Annotated in this window: 17 protein-coding genes; 7 read left to right on the top strand and 10 right to left on the bottom strand. The window is 65.4% G+C overall.

Translation table 11 applies throughout. The annotated features are described in order from the left end of the window. Positions 1 to 16 precede the first annotated feature (16 nt). From ACIPK7_RS14305 to pilG, 5 genes are all read right to left on the bottom strand, one after another. Entirely contained in the window at positions 17 to 880 is an 864-nt protein-coding gene (locus ACIPK7_RS14305) for a protein-glutamate O-methyltransferase (RefSeq protein ID WP_192432487.1), read from the bottom strand. Between the two features lie 62 nt (positions 881 to 942). Then, positions 943 to 2,991 carry a methyl-accepting chemotaxis protein gene (locus ACIPK7_RS14310; protein ID WP_192432198.1) on the bottom strand — a complete coding sequence of 683 codons (2,049 nt, stop codon included), beginning with the start codon at positions 2,989 to 2,991 and terminating at the stop codon, positions 943 to 945. A gap of 83 nt (positions 2,992 to 3,074) precedes the next feature. Beyond that, positions 3,075 to 3,611, bottom strand: a complete 537-nt coding sequence (locus ACIPK7_RS14315) for a chemotaxis protein CheW (RefSeq protein ID WP_192432200.1) — start codon at positions 3,609 to 3,611, stop codon at positions 3,075 to 3,077. A 53-nt stretch (positions 3,612 to 3,664) separates the two neighbouring features. Further along, positions 3,665 to 4,030, bottom strand: coding sequence for a twitching motility response regulator PilH (gene pilH / locus ACIPK7_RS14320; protein ID WP_192432202.1), 366 nt, complete (start codon positions 4,028 to 4,030; stop codon positions 3,665 to 3,667). Positions 4,031 to 4,076: 46 nt separating this feature from the next. After that, a complete protein-coding gene (pilG, locus tag ACIPK7_RS14325) occupies positions 4,077 to 4,484 on the bottom strand; it encodes a twitching motility response regulator PilG (RefSeq protein WP_015475142.1) in 408 nt (135 codons plus the stop codon). A gap of 282 nt (positions 4,485 to 4,766) precedes the next feature. Between pilG and gshB the strand changes: the two genes are divergently transcribed. The 7 genes from gshB to ACIPK7_RS14360 all read left to right on the top strand — a co-directional run bounded on the left by gshB (position 4,767) and on the right by ACIPK7_RS14360 (position 10,735). Further along, the gene (gene gshB / locus ACIPK7_RS14330) at positions 4,767 to 5,729 is read left to right on the top strand and encodes a glutathione synthase (RefSeq protein ID WP_192293780.1); all 963 of its coding nucleotides are present in this window, start codon (positions 4,767 to 4,769) and stop codon (positions 5,727 to 5,729) included. 56 nt (positions 5,730 to 5,785) lie between these two features. Beyond that, positions 5,786 to 6,679: an energy transducer TonB gene (locus ACIPK7_RS14335; RefSeq protein ID WP_192432204.1), complete on the top strand. Its 894-nt coding sequence runs from the start codon at positions 5,786 to 5,788 to the stop codon at positions 6,677 to 6,679. Between the two features lie 74 nt (positions 6,680 to 6,753). Next, positions 6,754 to 7,323 carry a YqgE/AlgH family protein gene (locus ACIPK7_RS14340; protein WP_192432206.1) on the top strand — a complete coding sequence of 190 codons (570 nt, stop codon included), beginning with the start codon at positions 6,754 to 6,756 and terminating at the stop codon, positions 7,321 to 7,323. Further along, positions 7,320 to 7,757 carry a Holliday junction resolvase RuvX gene (ruvX, locus tag ACIPK7_RS14345; protein WP_192432488.1) on the top strand — a complete coding sequence of 146 codons (438 nt, stop codon included), beginning with the start codon at positions 7,320 to 7,322 and terminating at the stop codon, positions 7,755 to 7,757. Before ACIPK7_RS14340 ends, ruvX begins: the two co-directional genes overlap by 4 nt. Before the next feature lie 147 nt (positions 7,758 to 7,904). After that, positions 7,905 to 8,417, top strand: a complete 513-nt coding sequence (gene pyrR / locus ACIPK7_RS14350; RefSeq protein ID WP_081519598.1) for a bifunctional pyr operon transcriptional regulator/uracil phosphoribosyltransferase PyrR — start codon at positions 7,905 to 7,907, stop codon at positions 8,415 to 8,417. Positions 8,418 to 8,462: 45 nt separating this feature from the next. Continuing rightward, on the top strand, positions 8,463 to 9,467 hold the full coding sequence (locus ACIPK7_RS14355) for an aspartate carbamoyltransferase catalytic subunit (RefSeq protein WP_401088423.1): 1,005 nt from the start codon (positions 8,463 to 8,465) through the stop codon (positions 9,465 to 9,467). After that, complete coding sequence (locus ACIPK7_RS14360; protein WP_192432210.1) at positions 9,464 to 10,735, top strand: dihydroorotase; 1,272 nt, start codon at positions 9,464 to 9,466, stop codon at positions 10,733 to 10,735. The genes ACIPK7_RS14355 and ACIPK7_RS14360 overlap by 4 nt, the downstream gene beginning before the upstream one ends. Positions 10,736 to 10,901: 166 nt before the next feature. Here ACIPK7_RS14360 and ACIPK7_RS14365 read toward each other — a convergent pair whose 3' ends face one another. The 5 genes from ACIPK7_RS14365 to pilT form a co-directional block, all read right to left on the bottom strand. Then, positions 10,902 to 12,071 (bottom strand): trans-sulfuration enzyme family protein, encoded by a 1,170-nt coding sequence (locus ACIPK7_RS14365; protein WP_401088425.1) that lies wholly within the window; start codon positions 12,069 to 12,071, stop codon positions 10,902 to 10,904. Continuing rightward, positions 12,068 to 13,441: a pyridoxal-phosphate dependent enzyme gene (locus ACIPK7_RS14370; protein ID WP_401088427.1), complete on the bottom strand. Its 1,374-nt coding sequence runs from the start codon at positions 13,439 to 13,441 to the stop codon at positions 12,068 to 12,070. Before ACIPK7_RS14370 ends, ACIPK7_RS14365 begins: the two co-directional genes overlap by 4 nt. Positions 13,442 to 13,691: 250 nt before the next feature. Continuing rightward, positions 13,692 to 14,096 carry a TM2 domain-containing protein gene (locus ACIPK7_RS14375; protein WP_017520120.1) on the bottom strand — a complete coding sequence of 135 codons (405 nt, stop codon included), beginning with the start codon at positions 14,094 to 14,096 and terminating at the stop codon, positions 13,692 to 13,694. Between the two features lie 77 nt (positions 14,097 to 14,173). Continuing rightward, positions 14,174 to 15,319: a type IV pilus ATPase PilU gene (gene pilU, locus ACIPK7_RS14380; protein ID WP_192432216.1), complete on the bottom strand. Its 1,146-nt coding sequence runs from the start codon at positions 15,317 to 15,319 to the stop codon at positions 14,174 to 14,176. A 103-nt stretch (positions 15,320 to 15,422) separates the two neighbouring features. Further along, on the bottom strand, positions 15,423 to 16,457 hold the full coding sequence (pilT, locus tag ACIPK7_RS14385; protein ID WP_017520118.1) for a type IV pilus twitching motility protein PilT: 1,035 nt from the start codon (positions 16,455 to 16,457) through the stop codon (positions 15,423 to 15,425). Between the last annotated feature and the right edge of the window lie 34 nt (positions 16,458 to 16,491).

The raw sequence follows: 16,491 nt of genomic DNA on the forward strand, positions 1-16,491 counted from the left end.
CACTCATGTGTCTGTGTCATCCCTTCCGGGTAAAAGCCAGAACGCGCTCATCGGCGACCGGTTCGAGCAGCGGGTGGTGCCAATCGGCAACCTCGCCCACTCCGATCACCAGCAGTCCCCCAGGCGCCAGCCGCTCGGCCAGGCGATTGAGGATTTCCCGCCGCCGCCAGCGGCGGAAATAGATCAGCAGGTTCTGGCAAAAAATCACGTCCATGCCGGACATTGGCGCCTTGGCCAGTTCCAGCACATTCAGCCGCGCGCAACAGACGCGCCCGGCGAGATCGGGTATCACACGGTATCGACCGTCATCCTGCGCGCTGAAGTAGCGCGTGGCCAGTTCCGGGTCGATATCCTCAAGCTTGCGTGCCGCATAAGTAGCCTCGCGCGCCCGGTTGAGGGCATTGAGGCTGATGTCGGTGCCGGTCACGCCATACAGCGGCGCAAGACCTGCGTCTTCCAGTACCTTGGCGGCCACCATGGCGAGGGAGTAAGGCTCCTCGCCGCTGGAACAGCCGACGCTCCACAACGCCAGCGGCCGGTTCGGGCCGACCTGCTCGAGGCGCTGGAGCAGGAAGCTTTCCAGCACGTCGAAGGATGCCTTGTGGCGAAAGAAACGGGTTTCCTGAACGGTGAGGCGGTCCAGCAGGTTCGACCACTCGACAGCACCGCGCGGGCCATCGGTGACCTGGCGGTAATAGGTGCCATAGTCGGCAATGCCCAGTTCGCGCATCCGCGCGCCTAGGCTGGTCTGCAGGAAGGCGCGGCGCTGTTCGTTGACGACAACGCCGGTGCGGTCTTCCAACAATGCCTGCCAGTCGCGGAAATCCGCGGCCGACATGTCGGCCAACGGCTGCAACGACCAGACGCCACTTGCCTGCATGTCGCGCCCCTCGCTCAAGATTGTCGTGCGCTACCCGGCTACGAGCCGCGCACCTCCTCTGCTCAGGCCTGTTCGGCGGTGTCCGGCAGTTTGAAGCCGGATACGGAGTGACGCATCTCGCCGGCCATCTTGGCCAGGTTACCAATGCTGCGCGCGGTGGCGGTGGTACCGGCAGAGGTCTGCGAGGTGATCTCCTGGATCACGTTCATGGTGTTGGAAATGTGGCCGGCGGAGGAGGCCTGCTGACGGGCGGCGTTGGAGATGTTCTGGATCAACGCTGCCAGGGTCTTGGATACCTTCTCGATCTCTTCCAGGGACACACCGGCGTCCTGCGCCAGGCGGGCACCACGGACCACCTCGGAGGTGGTCTGTTCCATCGAGATCACCGCCTCGTTGGTGTCGGTCTGAATGGTCTTCACCAGCGCTTCGATCTGCTTGGTCGCAGCGGAGGAACGTTCCGCCAGGCGCTGTACTTCGTCCGCTACCACGGCGAAGCCGCGGCCCGCGTCACCCGCCATGGACGCCTGGATCGCGGCGTTCAGTGCGAGGATGTTGGTCTGGTCGGCAATGTCGTTGATGAGGCTTACGATGTCACCGATCTCCTGGGACGATTCACCGAGGCGCTTGATCCGCTTCGAGGTGTCCTGGATCTGCTCACGGATGTTGTCCATGCCGGTGATGGTGTTGTGCACCACTTCGTTGCCCTTGTTGGCGATGGCTACGGAACGTTCCGCCACCGCCGAGGACTCGGAGGCGTTCGCCGATACCTGGTCAATGGACACGGCCATTTCGTTGATCGCGGCGGAGGCGCCGGCAATTTCCTGGGCCTGGTGCTCGGAAGCCTCGGCCAGGTGCATGGCGGTGGCCTGGGTTTCCTGGGCGGCGGCGGCCACCTGCACGGCGGTCAGGTTGATGGTTTCCACCAGCTCTCGGAGCTGGTCGATGGAGTAGTTGATGGAGTCCGCGATCGCACCGGTGAAGTCCTCGGTTACCGTCGCGGCCACCGTCAGGTCACCGTCGGCGAGGTCGGCAATTTCGTCGAGCAGTCGCAGAATCGCCGCCTGGTTACGTTCGTTCTTCTCGGCGGTCTCGGCCAGCCGGCGGTTGGTTTCACGCACCATCACCAGGCCGATGAGAATGATCGCGCCCAAGGCGATGATACCCAGCGCGGCGCTGGCAACCTGGTTGAAGACACGGCCTTCAGTCAAGTTCTCGAAGCCGGCGGCGAGGCTGGAAGCCTTGTCCAGCAGGGTCTGCGAGCCACCGAAGATGGTGTTGGCGGCTTCACGGACCTGGAACAGTTCCGGGGAGGTCTCGAGGATCTCGTCCACCGAGCCGGAAACGAATTCGAAGAGCTCGGCGATCTCGTTGAGGCGGTCCACCGCTTCGGCGTTGGTCACCTTGGAGATGCTCATCGCCGCGTTGCCTTCCTTCATGCCCTTGAGTACGCGGCCGAAAAGGCTGGCGTCACGACCGAAGCTGTCGGCTGCCTGCACGGAGTTCTCGTCACCGGCGAGCACCTTGTTCACCGAGCCAAGGATACGTTCGGCCAGCAGCGACTGGCGCTGGGCTACCGCAACCTGGTCGGCCGGGGCGCCGTTCTCCAGCAGGATGTCGACGACCTCTTCGTACTCCACCTGCAGCTGCGGGATGGTTTCGGCGAGGGTCGCGGCTACCTGGTGCAGGGACAGTACGGTCTGTTCGCTGGCGAGAATGGAGTCGGCGTTCTTGCGCAGGGTATCCCAGTCCTTCTGTACGTCCGCCATCTGCGGTTGTACCGATTCCGGGCTCGGCGGCAGGCCGGTAGTCTCGTCACCCTTGGAGAGGATGTTCCATCGCTTCTCGAAGTCGTTGCGCGCCTCTTTCAGCAGCTTGAACGCCTCGCCCTTGCCCGCCGCGGCTTCCGTGGCGTTCTTGGCGATACGCTGGGACAACACGCGCAGTTCGCCGGCATGGCCGATGTACTGCTTATCGTGGTTCGCCTGGGTGTTGAGGTAAGCGAAGTTCGCGAACAGCAGAACGATCGCCACGATCAGGACCACGAAGAGCCCAAGGATCAGCGAGCTGCTACGCGCACCCGAAAAAAGACTGCCTGCCTTTATATTTTTCATATTCGGCCCCCGCCTGGACCCACCACGATTACGGTTTCCATGTCACAACAAGGGCCGGCAACGCCGGCCCAACCGGTCAAACTCTAGCTGGCGACGTCCAGGAACCCCGGGTGTTGAGCCAGCGCATGCGGGCTGAACACGAGCCAGGGTTGCTCCCGGTGGAAGACGCCATGGATAAAGGGCTGCAGGACCGCTTCCAGCGGCGGCAACTGCTCGGAGAAGGTGTCCACCGGGAAGTGCTGCATGCCGAACACCTCATCGACGATGAGGCCCGCGAAGACTTCCTGATATTCCACGACGAGCACGCGCCGCTGTTTGCGCAGAGGCGAAAGCTCCGCGCCGAGGAAACCGCACAGATCCATGATCGGCAGCAGGCGACCGCGCACGTTGGCGACCCCCTTCACCCACTCACGGACACCGGGCAGCAGTGTGTAGCGCGGCTCGTGAAGAACCTCGCCGACCTCCCCCATGGGCGCCACGAACAGACGCCCAGCCATGCGAAAGCCGATGCCGTTCCAGCTCTGCACTACCTCGCGCTGCGCGGGCAGACCCGCGGCCAGCTGACGACAGCGCTGATCGATCTGGACGAGAACCTCGAAAGGACTCTGGACTTCCGCCATGCCGGCCCTGGCCTTCTCTAATAATTATGTTCTGGTGTGCAGGGACGGCTGTATCAGCCGGCCAGCACCGAATTGATGGTCTTGAGCAGTGTGTCTTCATCCACCGGCTTGGTCAGGTAGTCGCGAGCGCCCTGGCGCTTGCCCCAGACCTTGTCGGTCTCCTGGTCCTTGGTGGTGACGATGATCACCGGAATCGCGCTGGTTTCCGGGTCCTTGGACAACTGACGGGTCGCCTGGAAGCCGTTCAGGCCGGGCATGACGATGTCCATCAGGACGACGTCGGGCTTTTCCTGGCGAGCCAGGGCCACGCCATCGGCGCCATTTTCGGCCTTCAGTACCTGGTGCGAGTGCTTTTCCAGCATCGCGGTCAGCTTGTACATCTCGGTCGGCGAGTCATCAACAATCAGAATTCGAGCCATTGTGGTCCCCATACGGAATAGGCGTCACCGGCGCTTGCGCCGGACTTCAGGAAGCGTGCTCCACCGGGGTGAAGTCGGGCACATGGGTCTTGATCGCGCCGAGCAGTTCTTCCTTGCTGAAGGGCTTGGTGAGGTACTGATCGGAACCGACGATGCGACCCTTGGCCTTGTCGAACAGGCCGTCCTTGGAGGACAGCATGATCACCGGCGTGGATTTGAAGGCACTGTTGTTCTTGATCAGGGCGCAGGTCTGATAGCCATCCAGGCGCGGCATCATGATGTCGACGAAGATGATGCTGGGATGGGTATCGGCGATCTTGGCCAGCGCGTCGAAGCCGTCGATGGCTGTGATGACATCGCAGCCGACTTTCTTCAGCAGGGTTTCAGCCGTGCGACGAATCGTCTTGGAATCGTCGATCACCATTACTTTCAAACCGTCGGAATGCTGTTCCATGTTCGCCCTTACCATCTCGGTGAGTCGTTTTTTCCGCTTTTTATATCAGTGCGCTAGCGCCCTGCCACCGTCGGGCTGCGACCCAATCGTGGGAACCTTTTACCACAATCGTCAGAATCTTTACCACGCCCAGCAAATTCAGGCCATAAGACCCCGAACGCGCAGGCTTTTTCCTTGACCGAGCGCACATCCAGCGCCACCCTGAGCGTCCATTTTCAGCCTTTGCGGCGCGGCCCAGAGTCGCAGCCCCAAGCCGACGAATTCCCCCCAGGAGGACATCCCATGAGCGTACGCCTCGGGATCGTGATGGACCCCATCGCGCAGATCAGTTTCAAGAAGGACAGCTCGCTGGCCATGTTGCTGGCCGCCCAGGCCCGTGGCTGGCAGCTCTTCTATATGGAACAGCAGGATCTTTACCAGAAAGAGAACGTCGCTCGCGGTCGCATGCGCCCGCTCAAGGTGTTCTACGATCCGGCCCACTGGTTCGAGCTGGAAGACGAAGTCGACCAGCCGCTGTCGGACCTGGACGTGATCCTGATGCGCAAGGACCCGCCATTCGACAACGAATTCGTCTACTCCACCTACCTGCTGGAACAGGCCGAAACCGCCGGCACGCTCGTCGTCAACAAGCCGCAGAGCCTGCGTGACTGCAACGAGAAGTACTTCGCCACGCTGTTCCCGCAGTGCGCGCCGCCGACGGTGGTGAGCCGCCGGTCAGACATTCTCCGCGAATTCGCCGCGGAGCATCGTGACATCATTCTCAAACCCCTGGATGGCATGGGCGGATCGATGATCTTCCGCCACCGCGAAGGCGACCCGAACCTCTCGGTGATCCTCGAGACCCTGACCCGCCACGGCCAGGAACAGGTCATGGCGCAGCGCTACCTGCCGGCCATCAAGGATGGCGACAAGCGCATCCTGATGATCGACGGCGAGCCGGTGGAATACTGCCTGGCGCGCATCCCCGCCCAGGGCGAGACCCGCGGCAACCTCGCCGCCGGCGGCCGCGGCGTGGCCCAGCCACTGACCGAGCGCGACCGCTGGATCGCCGCGCAGGTCGGCCCGGAACTGCGCAAGCGCGGCCTGCTGTTCGTCGGCCTGGACGTGATCGGCGAGAACCTTACCGAGATCAACGTCACCAGCCCGACCTGCATCCGCGAGATCGATGCGGCCTACGACACGCGCATCGGTGAGAGACTGATGGCAGTCATCGACGAAAAGCTCAAGGCGCGCAGTGCGTCATAGACTTTTATAAGCCTCGTCGGCAGACTTCCGCCCCACCCTGGCCCGTGCGATCCGCAATGAACGCTGCAACCCACCAAGACTTCCCCGTGTCCTCCGGCGTACGTCCGGCGGACCGTCTGGGTTTCACCCTGTTCATTGCGGCCATCCTGCACGTGGCCGTGCTGCTGGGCGTCGGCTTCACCATGCCCTCGCCCAGCCAGCTGAGCAAAACCCTGGAAATCACCCTGGCCAGTTTCAAGAGCGACAAAGCCCCTGAGAAGGCCGACTACCTCGCCCAGATGAATCAGCAGGGCAGCGGCACCCTGGAACACAAGGCAATCCCCAAGACCACCGAGCAGGCGCCGTTCCAGGACACCGAAGTCAAGAAAGTCTCCCCGCCGGCCACCCCGCGCCAGGCCAAGAGCCCCGAAGCGCCCAAGGCCGCCGTCGCCACCCGCACCCCGCGCCCGGACAAGGTGCAGACCAAGCAGCAGACGCCCAAGGCAGAGACCGTCGCCAAGCCCGCGCCGCAGTTCGACTCCGCCCAGCTCTCAGCGGAAATCTCCAGCCTCGAAGCCGACCTCGCCCGCGAGCAGCAGGCCTATGCCAAGCGCCCGCGCATCCACCGCCTGAGCGCCGCCTCGACCATGCGCGACAAGGGCGCCTGGTATAAAGAGGAATGGCGCAAGAAGATCGAGCGTATCGGCAACCTCAATTACCCGGACGAAGCCCGCCGCCAGCGCATCTACGGCAACCTGCGGCTGCTGGTGTCGATCAACCGCGACGGCTCCCTGTATGAAGTACAGGTACTGGAATCCTCCGGCCAGCCCCTGCTCGACCAGGCCGCCCAGCGCATCGTGCGCCTGGCCGCACCCTTCGCGCCCTTCTCCGGCGACCTGAACGACATCGATCGCCTGGAAATCATCCGCACCTGGCGTTTCGAGCGCGGCGACCGCCTGTCCAGCAACTAAGCCAGCGCGCCCGAAGCGTCTACTGACGCTTTCAAGTCTTGTCCCTTTGGTCCCCAGGCCTGAAACTAGCCGGCATGAAAAGCACAGCTGCCAGCTATCTCAAGCACCACTTCCTGATCGCCATGCCGCACATGGCGGACTCCAATTTCGCCCAGACGGTGACCTACCTCGTGGAACACAACGAGCAGGGCGCCATGGGCCTGATCATCAATCGCCCCAGCGGCCTGAGTCTCGCCGACGTGCTCGAACAGCTGCGTCCGGACGAACTGCCGCCAGTGCGCTGCCAGGGCATGACCATCTATACCGGCGGCCCGGTACAGACGGACCGCGGCTTCGTCCTGCACCCCGCCGGACGTAGTTACCAGGCCACCCTGGAGCTGGGCGAGCTGTCGCTGTCCACCTCCCAGGACGTACTGTTCGCCATCGCCGATGGCAGCGGCCCCGCGCAGCACCTGATCACTCTCGGCTACGCAGGCTGGGAAGCCGGCCAGCTGGAAGCCGAACTCGCCGACAACGCCTGGCTGACCTGCCCCGCCGACCCGGCGGTGCTGTTCGAGGTGCCGACCGAGCAGCGCCTGTCGGCGGCCGCCGAGCGCCTGGGGGTAAACCTCAGCCTGCTCACCGCCCAGGCCGGGCACGCCTGATGAACAGCAAACCCCTGCGCCTGCTTCTAGGCTTCGACTACGGCACCAAGCAGATCGGCGTCGCCGTTGGCCAGGCCATCACCGGGCAGGCTCGCGAACTGTGCGTGCTCAAGGCACAGAACGGCGTGCCGGACTGGAACCGCGTCGAAGCCCTGATCAAGGAATGGCAGCCCGACGCTATCGTCGTCGGCCTGCCGCTGAACATGGACGGCACCCCCAGCGACATGAGCGAGCGCGCCGAGAAATTCGCCCGCCGCCTGCACGGCCGCTACAACCTGCCGGTGCACACCCACGACGAACGCCTGACCACCTACGCCGCCAAGGGCGAGCGCCTGGCCCAGGGCCAGCGCGATGGTTACCGCGAGCGCCCAGTGGACGCCCTGGCCGCCGCCCTGCTGCTGGAGGGCTGGCTGGCCGACAACGCCCCCGCTTGATCCACGCGGCCCTGCTGCAGCGTCCTTGACCTGAGGCAGCGCCAGCGCAGCGAAAGCCACTAAGCTTGCCGGACCACTCCTTCCCGGAACGGTCCGCCCCGATGGCCGCCCGTGCCGGGTGGCCTCGCCAACCGAACCGGAGACGTCATGACCCTGCCCAGCCCCGCCGAACTCATCCCCCGCATGGCCACCGACCTGCGCAACTATCTGGCGCAGCGCGGGATCGACTCGCCGCGCTTCGTCGGCATCCACACTGGCGGCATCTGGGTCGCCCAGGAACTGCTCAAGGCACTGGGCAGCGACGAGATCCTCGGCATCCTCGACGTCTCCTTCTACCGCGACGATTTCAGCCGCAGCGGCCTGCACCCGCAGGTCCGTCCGTCGGAACTGCCCTTCGAGATCGACGGCCAGCACCTGGTCCTGGTGGACGACGTACTGATGAGCGGCCGGACCATCCGCGCCGCGCTCAACGAGCTGTTCGACTACGGCCGCCCGGCCAGCGTGACCCTGGTCAGCCTGGTGGACCTGAACAAGCGCGAGCTGCCCATTCGCCCGGATATCGTCGGCGAAACCCTGTCCCTGGCACCCAACGAGCGGGTAAAATTGCGCGGTCCCGCACCACTTGTCCTCGAGCGCACGCTTCTCAGCACCGCGCTGTAACTCCGCGCGCCCGGACCTCCACCCCCAACTTTCAGGGCCTGCCACATGCCGACCGACGCCAAGCGCCCGCTGCAGCTCAACGACCTGGGCCAGCTGCGCCACTTCCTCTCGCTCGACGGGTTGTCCCGCGAACTGCTGACTGAAATCCTAGATACCGCCGATTCCTTCCTCGAAGTCGGCGCCCGCGCAGTGAAGAAAGTCCCGCTGCTGCGCGGCAAGACCGTGTGCAACGTGTTCTTCGAAAACTCCACACGCACCCGCACCACCTTCGAACTGGCCGCCCAGCGCCTGTCCGCCGACGTCATCTCGCTGAACGTGTCGACCTCCTCGACCAGCAAGGGCGAGACGCTCACCGACACCCTGCGCAACCTCGAGGCCATGGCCGCCGACATGTTCGTCGTGCGCCACAGCGACTCGGGCGCCGCGCACTTCATTGCTGAGCACGTCAGCCCCAACGTCGCCGTGATCAACGGCGGCGACGGCCGCCACGGCCACCCGACCCAGGGCATGCTCGACATGCTCACCATCCGCCGCCACAAGGGCAGCTTCGAGAACCTCTCGGTGGCCATCGTCGGCGACATTCTGCACTCGCGGGTGGCGCGCTCGGACATGCTGGCGCTGAAAACCCTCGGCTGCCCGGACATCCGCGTCATCGCCCCGCGCACCCTGCTGCCGGTGGGCCTGGAAGACCAGTACGGGGTGAAGGTGTTCACCGACGCCAACGAAGGCCTGAAGGACGTCGACGTGGTGATCATGCTGCGCCTGCAGCGCGAGCGCATGGCCGGCGGCCTGCTGCCCAGCGAAGGCGAGTTCTTCAAGCTCTACGGCCTGACCGGCAAGCGCCTGCAGCTGGCCAAGCCCGACGCCATCGTCATGCACCCCGGCCCGATCAACCGCGGCGTGGAGATCGATTCCGCCGTGGCTGACGGCGAACAGTCGGTAATCCTCAACCAGGTCACCTACGGCATCGCCATCCGCATGGCCGTGCTGTCCATGGCCATGAGCGGCCAGAACACCCAACGCCAGCTGGAACAGGAGGACGCGCAATGACCGTCAGTATTCGTGGCGCCCACCTGATCGACCCGGCCAGCGGCCTGGACAAAGTCTGCGACCTGCACATCGAGGCTGGCCGCATCGTCGCCATCGGCGACGCCCCCGAAGGCTTCCACGCCGCCCAGGAAATCGACGCCGCCGGCCTGATCGCCGCACCCGGCCTGGTGGACCTGAGCGTCGCCCTGCGCGAGCCGGGCTACAGCCGCAAGGGCAGCATCGAAAGCGAAACCCGCGCCGCCGCTGCCGGTGGCGTCACCAGCCTGTGCTTCCCGCCGCAGACCAAGCCGGTGCTGGACACCTCCGCCGTCGCCGAGCTGATCCTCGACCGCGCCCGCGAGGCCGGCAACGCCAAGGTCTTCCCCATCGGCGCGCTGACCAAGGGCCTGGCCGGCGAGCAACTGTCCGAGCTGGTCGCCCTGCGCGACGCCGGCTGCGTGGCCTTCACCAACGGCCTGGCGCCGATGGCGAGCAACCGCGTGCTGCTGCGTTCGCTGGAATACGCGGCGACCTTCGACCTGACCGTGGTGTTCACCTCCCAGGACGCCGAACTGGCGGCCGACGGCATCGCCCACGAAGGCCCGACCGCCAGCTTCCGCGGCCTGGCCGGCATCCCGGAAACCGCCGAGACCGTGGCCCTGGCCCGCAACCTGCTGCTGGTCGAGCAGTCCGGCGTGCGTGCGCACTTCAGCCAGCTGACCAGCGCCCGTGGCGTCGAGATGATCGCCCAGGCCCAGGCCCGTGGCCTGCCGGTCACTGCCGATGTGGCGCTGTACCAGTTGATCCTCACCGACGAGGCGCTGGCGGATTTCTCCAGCCTGTACCACGTGCAGCCGCCGCTGCGCTCGCACAAGGACCGCGACGCCCTGCGCGAAGCGGTGAAGAGCGGCGTGATCCAGGCCATCGCCAGCCACCACCAGCCCCACGAGCAGGACGCCAAGAACGCCCCGTTCGCCGCGACCGACCCGGGCATCAGCAGCGTCGAACTGCTGCTGCCGCTGGCCATGACCCTGGTGCAGGACGGCCTGCTCGACCTGCCGACCCTGCTCGCGCGCCTCTCCAGCGGCCCGGCCGCCGCCCTGCGCCTGCCGGCCGGCAAGCTGGCCATCGGCGCGGCAGCGGACGTGGTGCTGTTCGAAGCCGACGGCCAGACCCTGGCGGGCGAGACCTGGCACTCCCGCGGCCAGAACTGCCCGTTCCTCGGCCACTGCCTGCCGGGCGTGGTGCGCTGCACCCTGGTGGACGGACATATCGTCCACGCGGTGTGACGCTCCGCCGTCCCATGAAAAAGCCCGCCGATTGGCGGGCTTTTTCTTTTCATACGGCGAATCCCGTGCAGGAGCGCGCGATCGCGGGCATGGCCCGCTCCTACAGGATGCTGCAAGTGATGGGTATCGCTGCGCTCCACACCATCCTACAAATGCGTCTCGTGCTTCAGATCATCGCCAGGGCCTTGGCCAGATCGGCGCGCAGGTCTTCCACGTCCTCCACCCCCACCGACAGGCGAATCAGCGAATCGCCGATGCCCAGCGCCGCGCGGTTCTCCGCCGGGATGCTGGCGTGGGTCATGATCGCCGGGTGTTCGATCAGGCTCTCCACGCCGCCCAGGCTTTCCGCCAGGGCGAACAACTGGACGTTCTCCAGGAAGCGCCGTGAGCCGGCGAGGTCGGTGTCCAGGTCCAGCGAGATCATCCCGCCGAAGCCCTTCATCTGCGTGCGCGCCAGTTCGTGCTGCGGGTGTGATGGCAGGCCGGGGTAGTAGACGCGTTTGACCTGCGGCTGCTGCTCCAGCCATTTCGCCAGGTCGAGAGCGTTGGCGCAGTGGCGCTCCATGCGCAGCGCCAGGGTCTTCACCCCGCGCAGGGTGAGGAAGGCGTCGAACGGGCCGGCGATGGCGCCCACCGAGTTCTGCAGGAAGCCCAGGCGTTCGGCTAGGTCGGGGTTGTCGCCGACGATGGCGATACCGCCGATGACGTCGGAGTGGCCATTGAGGTACTTGGTGGTGGAGTGCACGACGATGTCGAAGCCCAGGTCCAGCGGGCGCTGCACGTAGGGACTGGCGAAAGTGTTGTCGGCCACGCAGAGGATGCCGCGCTCGCGGCAGGTGCGGGCGACGGCGGCCAGGTCGGTCAGGCGCAGCAGCGGGTTGCTCGGGGTTTCCACCCAGACCATGCGGGTCTTGTCGGTCAGCGCCGCTTCCAGGGCGCCGGGCTGGGCCAGGTCGGCGAAGTGGAAATCGTGCCCGGCGCTGCGCCGGCGCACCCGCTCGAACAGGCGAAAGGTGCCGCCGTAAAGATCGTTGCCGGAGACGATGTGCGAGCCGGCGTCGAGCAGCTCCAGCACCGCCGAGATCGCCGCCAGCCCCGAGGCGAAGGCGAACGCCTTGCTGCCGCCTTCCAGGTCTGCCACGCAGCGCTCCAGCGCCCAGCGCGTGGGGTTGTGCGAGCGGCCGTAGTCGAGCCCCTTGTGCACGCCGGGGCTGTCCTGGCGGTAGGTGGAGTTGGCGTAGATCGGCGGCATGATCGCCCCGGTGGATGGGTCCGGCTCCTGCCCGGCGTGAATCACGCGGGTGGCGAAACCGAGGCGGTCGTCGTGCTGGCTCATGGCAGGGTCCTCCGCAAGTGGTTGAGCAGGTCGAATCTTGTGATCAGGCCGTGGAAGCCCGAGGCGTCGGCGATGATCGCCACCAGACCGCGCCCAAGCACCGCTTCCAGTTCGGCGAGGCTGGCACCGGGGGCCAGGGTTTCCGGGGCGTCGCTCATGGCGCTGGAGACTTCGCAACGGTAGTGCGCCGGGTTGTCATGCACGCCCATGAGGATGTCGGACTCGTCGATCACGCCCACCAGGCGCTTGCCGTCGAGTACGGGGAGCTGAGAGATGTCCGCCAGGCGCATGCGCTGGAAGGCGGTGAGCAGGGTGTCGCCGGGGCCGACACTGACCACCCGGCCCTCCTCGAAGCGCCGTGCGATGATGTCGCGCAGGTCGCCGTAGCGCTTGCGCTGCAGCAGGCCCTGGTCGGTCATCCACTGGTCGTTGTAGATCTTCGACAGGTAGCGCGTGCCGGTGTCGCAGACCAGGCTGACCACGCGCTTGGGTTCATTCTGCTCGCGGCAGAAGCGCAGCGCGGCGGCCAGCAGCGTGCCGGTGGAGGAACCGGCGGCGATGCCTTCATTGCGCAGCAACTCGCGGGCGGTGGCGAAGCTTTCCTGGTCGCTGATCGAGTAGGCGTGGCGCACGCTGGAGAGGTCGGCAATCGACGGCACGAAGTCTTCGCCGATGCCCTCCACCGCCCAGGAGCCGGGCGTACCGATGGCGCCGGAGCGCGAATACTCGGCCATGATCGAGCCAACGGGGTCGGCGAGGACCATTTCCAGTTCGGGCTGGACCTTCTGGAAGAAGCGCGTGAGGCCGGTGAGCGTGCCGGCGGAGCCGACACCGACCACCACGGCGTCGAGGTCATGGCCGGTCTGCGCCCAGATTTCCGGGCCGGTGCCGGTCTCATGGGCCAGTGGGTTGGCGGGGTTGTTGAACTGGTCGGCGAAGAAGGCGTCGGGCAGGTCTTTCGCCAGCCGCGCGGCGACGTCCTGGTAATACTCGGGGTGGCCCTTGCCGACGTCGGAACGGGTGATGTGCACCTCGGCACCCATGGCGCGCAGGTGCAGGACCTTCTCGGTGGACATCTTGTCCGGCACCACCAGCACCACCCGGTAGCCCTTGGCGCGCCCCACCAACGCCAGGCCCAAGCCCGTGTTGCCGGCAGTGGCTTCGACGATCACGCCACCGGGCTTTAGCCGGCCGTCGCGCTCGGCGGCCTCGATCATGGCGACACCAATGCGGTCCTTGATCGAGCCGCCGGGGTTCTGTGATTCGAGCTTGAGGAACAGCGTACAGGGTCCGGTATCGAAGCGCGTCACGCGGACCATGGGGGTATTGCCGATCAGGTCGAGTACGGCGGGGCGGGATTCGTTGCTCATGGCAGCCACTCCTTCTGCGGCGCCACGGGGATCGCCCGGCGACGCCTGCTACTGTCCTCCTGACCTTAGGCGGGAGGCACAGGTCGCGCCAGGCGGCGCGACGAAAGACGAGGGTGGACGTGCGTAGGAGCAAGCGGTGCGCAGAGCGTTCATCTTTAGGAGCGAGCTTGCTCGCGAACCGCCCAACGTCGGCGCTCGGGATGTTCGCGAGCAAGGACTGGGCGGCCCCCTCACTCCTACAAAAGAAGGGTCAGATCCGCTGCGGCCCGTTGCGCTCGGAAATCTGGCTGTTCAGCGTCCAGAAGTCATACAGCACGCCGATGAAGAACAGCCCGCCGGTGAACAGGTAGAGGATGCCGGTGAGCCACTTGCCCATGTACATGCGGTGCACGCCGAACACACCGAGGAAGGTCAGCAGGATCCAGGCGACGTTGTAGTCCACGCCGCCGGAACGGTAGCGCTGGTCCGCCGCGTCATCCATGGAGGGAATGAGGAACAGGTCGATGATCCAGCCGATGAAGAACAGGCCGAGGGTGAAGAACCAGATGGTGCCGGTGATCGGTCGGCCGTAGTAGAAACGGTGCGAGCCGGTGAAGCCGAAGATCCACAGCAGGTAGCCGATGACCTTGCTGTGGGTGTCAGGGTTGGCGGACATGCCTTTCTCCCGTTGCGTTACAAGGCAACCAGCATAAACGAAAAGCCCGCACGGGGCGGGCTTCTCAAGGAGCGGGATCAGCGGAAACGGCGATTGGGGTCGTCGTCGCCCATCTCCAGGGTCAGGCCCTGGGTCATGGTGGTCAGGTGGTCGGCATCGGTCTCCGAGCCCAGCTTGATCATCAGGCGCAGGTCGTTCGCCGAGTCGGCGTAGGCCAGCGCATCTTCGTAGGTGATCTCGCCCTGGGTGTAGAGCTGGTACAGCGCCTGGTCGAAGGTCTGCATGCCCTGCTCGGTGGAGCGCTTCATCAGTGGCTTGAGCTCGTGGACCTCGCCCTTGCGGATCAGGTCGGCGGCCAGCGGGGTGTTCAGCAGCACCTCGATCACCGCGCGGCGGCCCTTGCCGTCCGGGGTCGGCACCAGTTGCTGGGCGACGATGGCCTTGAGGTTCAGCGAGAGGTCCATCCACACCTGGCCATGCCGGTCGGCCGGGAAGAAGTGGATGATCCGCTCCAGCGCCTGGTTGGCATTGTTGGCGTGCAGGGTCGCCAGGCACAGGTGGCCGGTTTCGGCGAAGGCCACGGCGTGGTCCATGGTCTCGCGCGAGCGCACCTCGCCGATCATGATCACGTCCGGCGCCTGGCGCAGGGTGTTCTTCAGGGCCACCTCGAAGGTATCGGTATCCAGGCCCACCTCACGCTGGGTGACGATGCAGCCCTGGTGCTGGTGGATGTACTCGATGGGGTCTTCGATGGAGATGATGTGGCCGGTGGAGTTCTTGTTGCGGTAGCCGATCATCGCCGCCAGCGAGGTGGATTTACCGGTACCGGTGGCGCCAACGAAGATCACCAGGCCGCGCTTGGTCATCGCCAGCTTCTTGAGGATTTCCGGCAGTTTCAGGTCATCGATGGTCGGGATGTTGGTCTCGATGCGGCGCAGCACCATGCCCACCAGGTTGCGCTGGTAGAAGGCGCTGACACGGAAGCGACCGACGCCACGGGCGCTGATGGCGAAGTTGCACTCGTGGTTCTCGGCGAAGTCGCGGCGCTGCTGCTCGTTCATCACCGACAGCACGGTCTCGCGGGTCTGCTCCGGCGACAGGGCGGTCTTGGTGACCGGCAGTACCTTGCCGTTGACCTTCATCGAAGGCGGCACGCCCGCCGTGATGAACAGGTCGGAGGCACCCTTTTCCACCATCAGGCGCAACAGCTTCTCGAATTCCATGATCTTTCTCGCCGAGTTCACGCTGACTACGACAGGGCTGTCGGATCACGAAGCGGGTGCGTGTGGCGCGCTCCGTGCGCCGGGCCGCAGGGGCCCGGTGGGGTTAGAAGTTTTCCGGGATCTTGGCTTTTTCTTTCGCCGCGTCGCGGGTCACCAGGCCCTTGGCGACCAGGCCCTTGAGGCACATGTCGAGGGTCTGCATGCCGATCGCGCCGCCGGTCTGGATGGCGGAGTACATCTGCGCGACCTTGTCCTCGCGGATCAGGTTACGGATCGCCGGGGTGCCGATCATGATCTCGTGGGCCGCCACCCGCCCGCCGCCGATCTTCTTCAGCAGGGTCTGGGAAATCACCGCCTGCAGGGATTCGGAGAGCATGGAGCGGACCATGGATTTCTCCTCGGCGGGGAACACGTCGACGATACGGTCGATGGTCTTGGCCGCGGAGGTGGTGTGCAGGGTGCCGAAGACCAGGTGACCGGTTTCCGCGGCGGTCAGCGCCAGGCGGATGGTCTCCAGGTCACGCATCTCGCCCACCAGGATGATGTCCGGGTCTTCACGCAGTGCCGAGCGCAGGGCCTCGTTGAAGCCCAGGGTGTCGCGGTGCACTTCACGCTGGTTGACCAGGCACTTCTTCGATTCGTGGACGAATTCGATGGGGTCTTCGACGGTGAGGATGTGGCTGTACTTGGTGTTGTTCAGGTAGTCGAGCATCGCCGCCAGTGAGGTGGACTTGCCCGAACCGGTCGGGCCGGTCACCAGGACCAGGCCGCGCGGCACGTCTGAGACGCGCTTGAACACTTCGCCCATCCCCAGGTCTTCCATGGTCAGCACCTTGGAGGGAATGGTCCGGAACACGGCGCCGGCGCCGCGGTTCTGGTTGAAGGCGTTGACCCGGAAGCGGGCGACGCCCGGCACTTCGAAGGAGAAGTCGGTTTCCAGGAACTCCTCGTAATCCTTGCGCTGCTTGTCGTTCATGATGTCGTAGATCAGCGCGTGAACCTGCTTGTGCTCCAACGGCGGCAGGTTGATGCGGCGAACATCGCCGTCGACGCGGATCATCGGCGGCAGGCCGGCCGAGAGGTGCAGGTCCGAAGCGCCCTGCTTGGCGCTGAAGGCGAGCAGCTCGGTAATATCCATGGGACTCCCCAATCAAGAGCAAGCAGGTAGAATG

Source organism: Pseudomonas sp. NPDC086581, from assembly GCF_044746165.1.
Lineage (GTDB): Bacteria > Pseudomonadota > Gammaproteobacteria > Pseudomonadales > Pseudomonadaceae > Pseudomonas.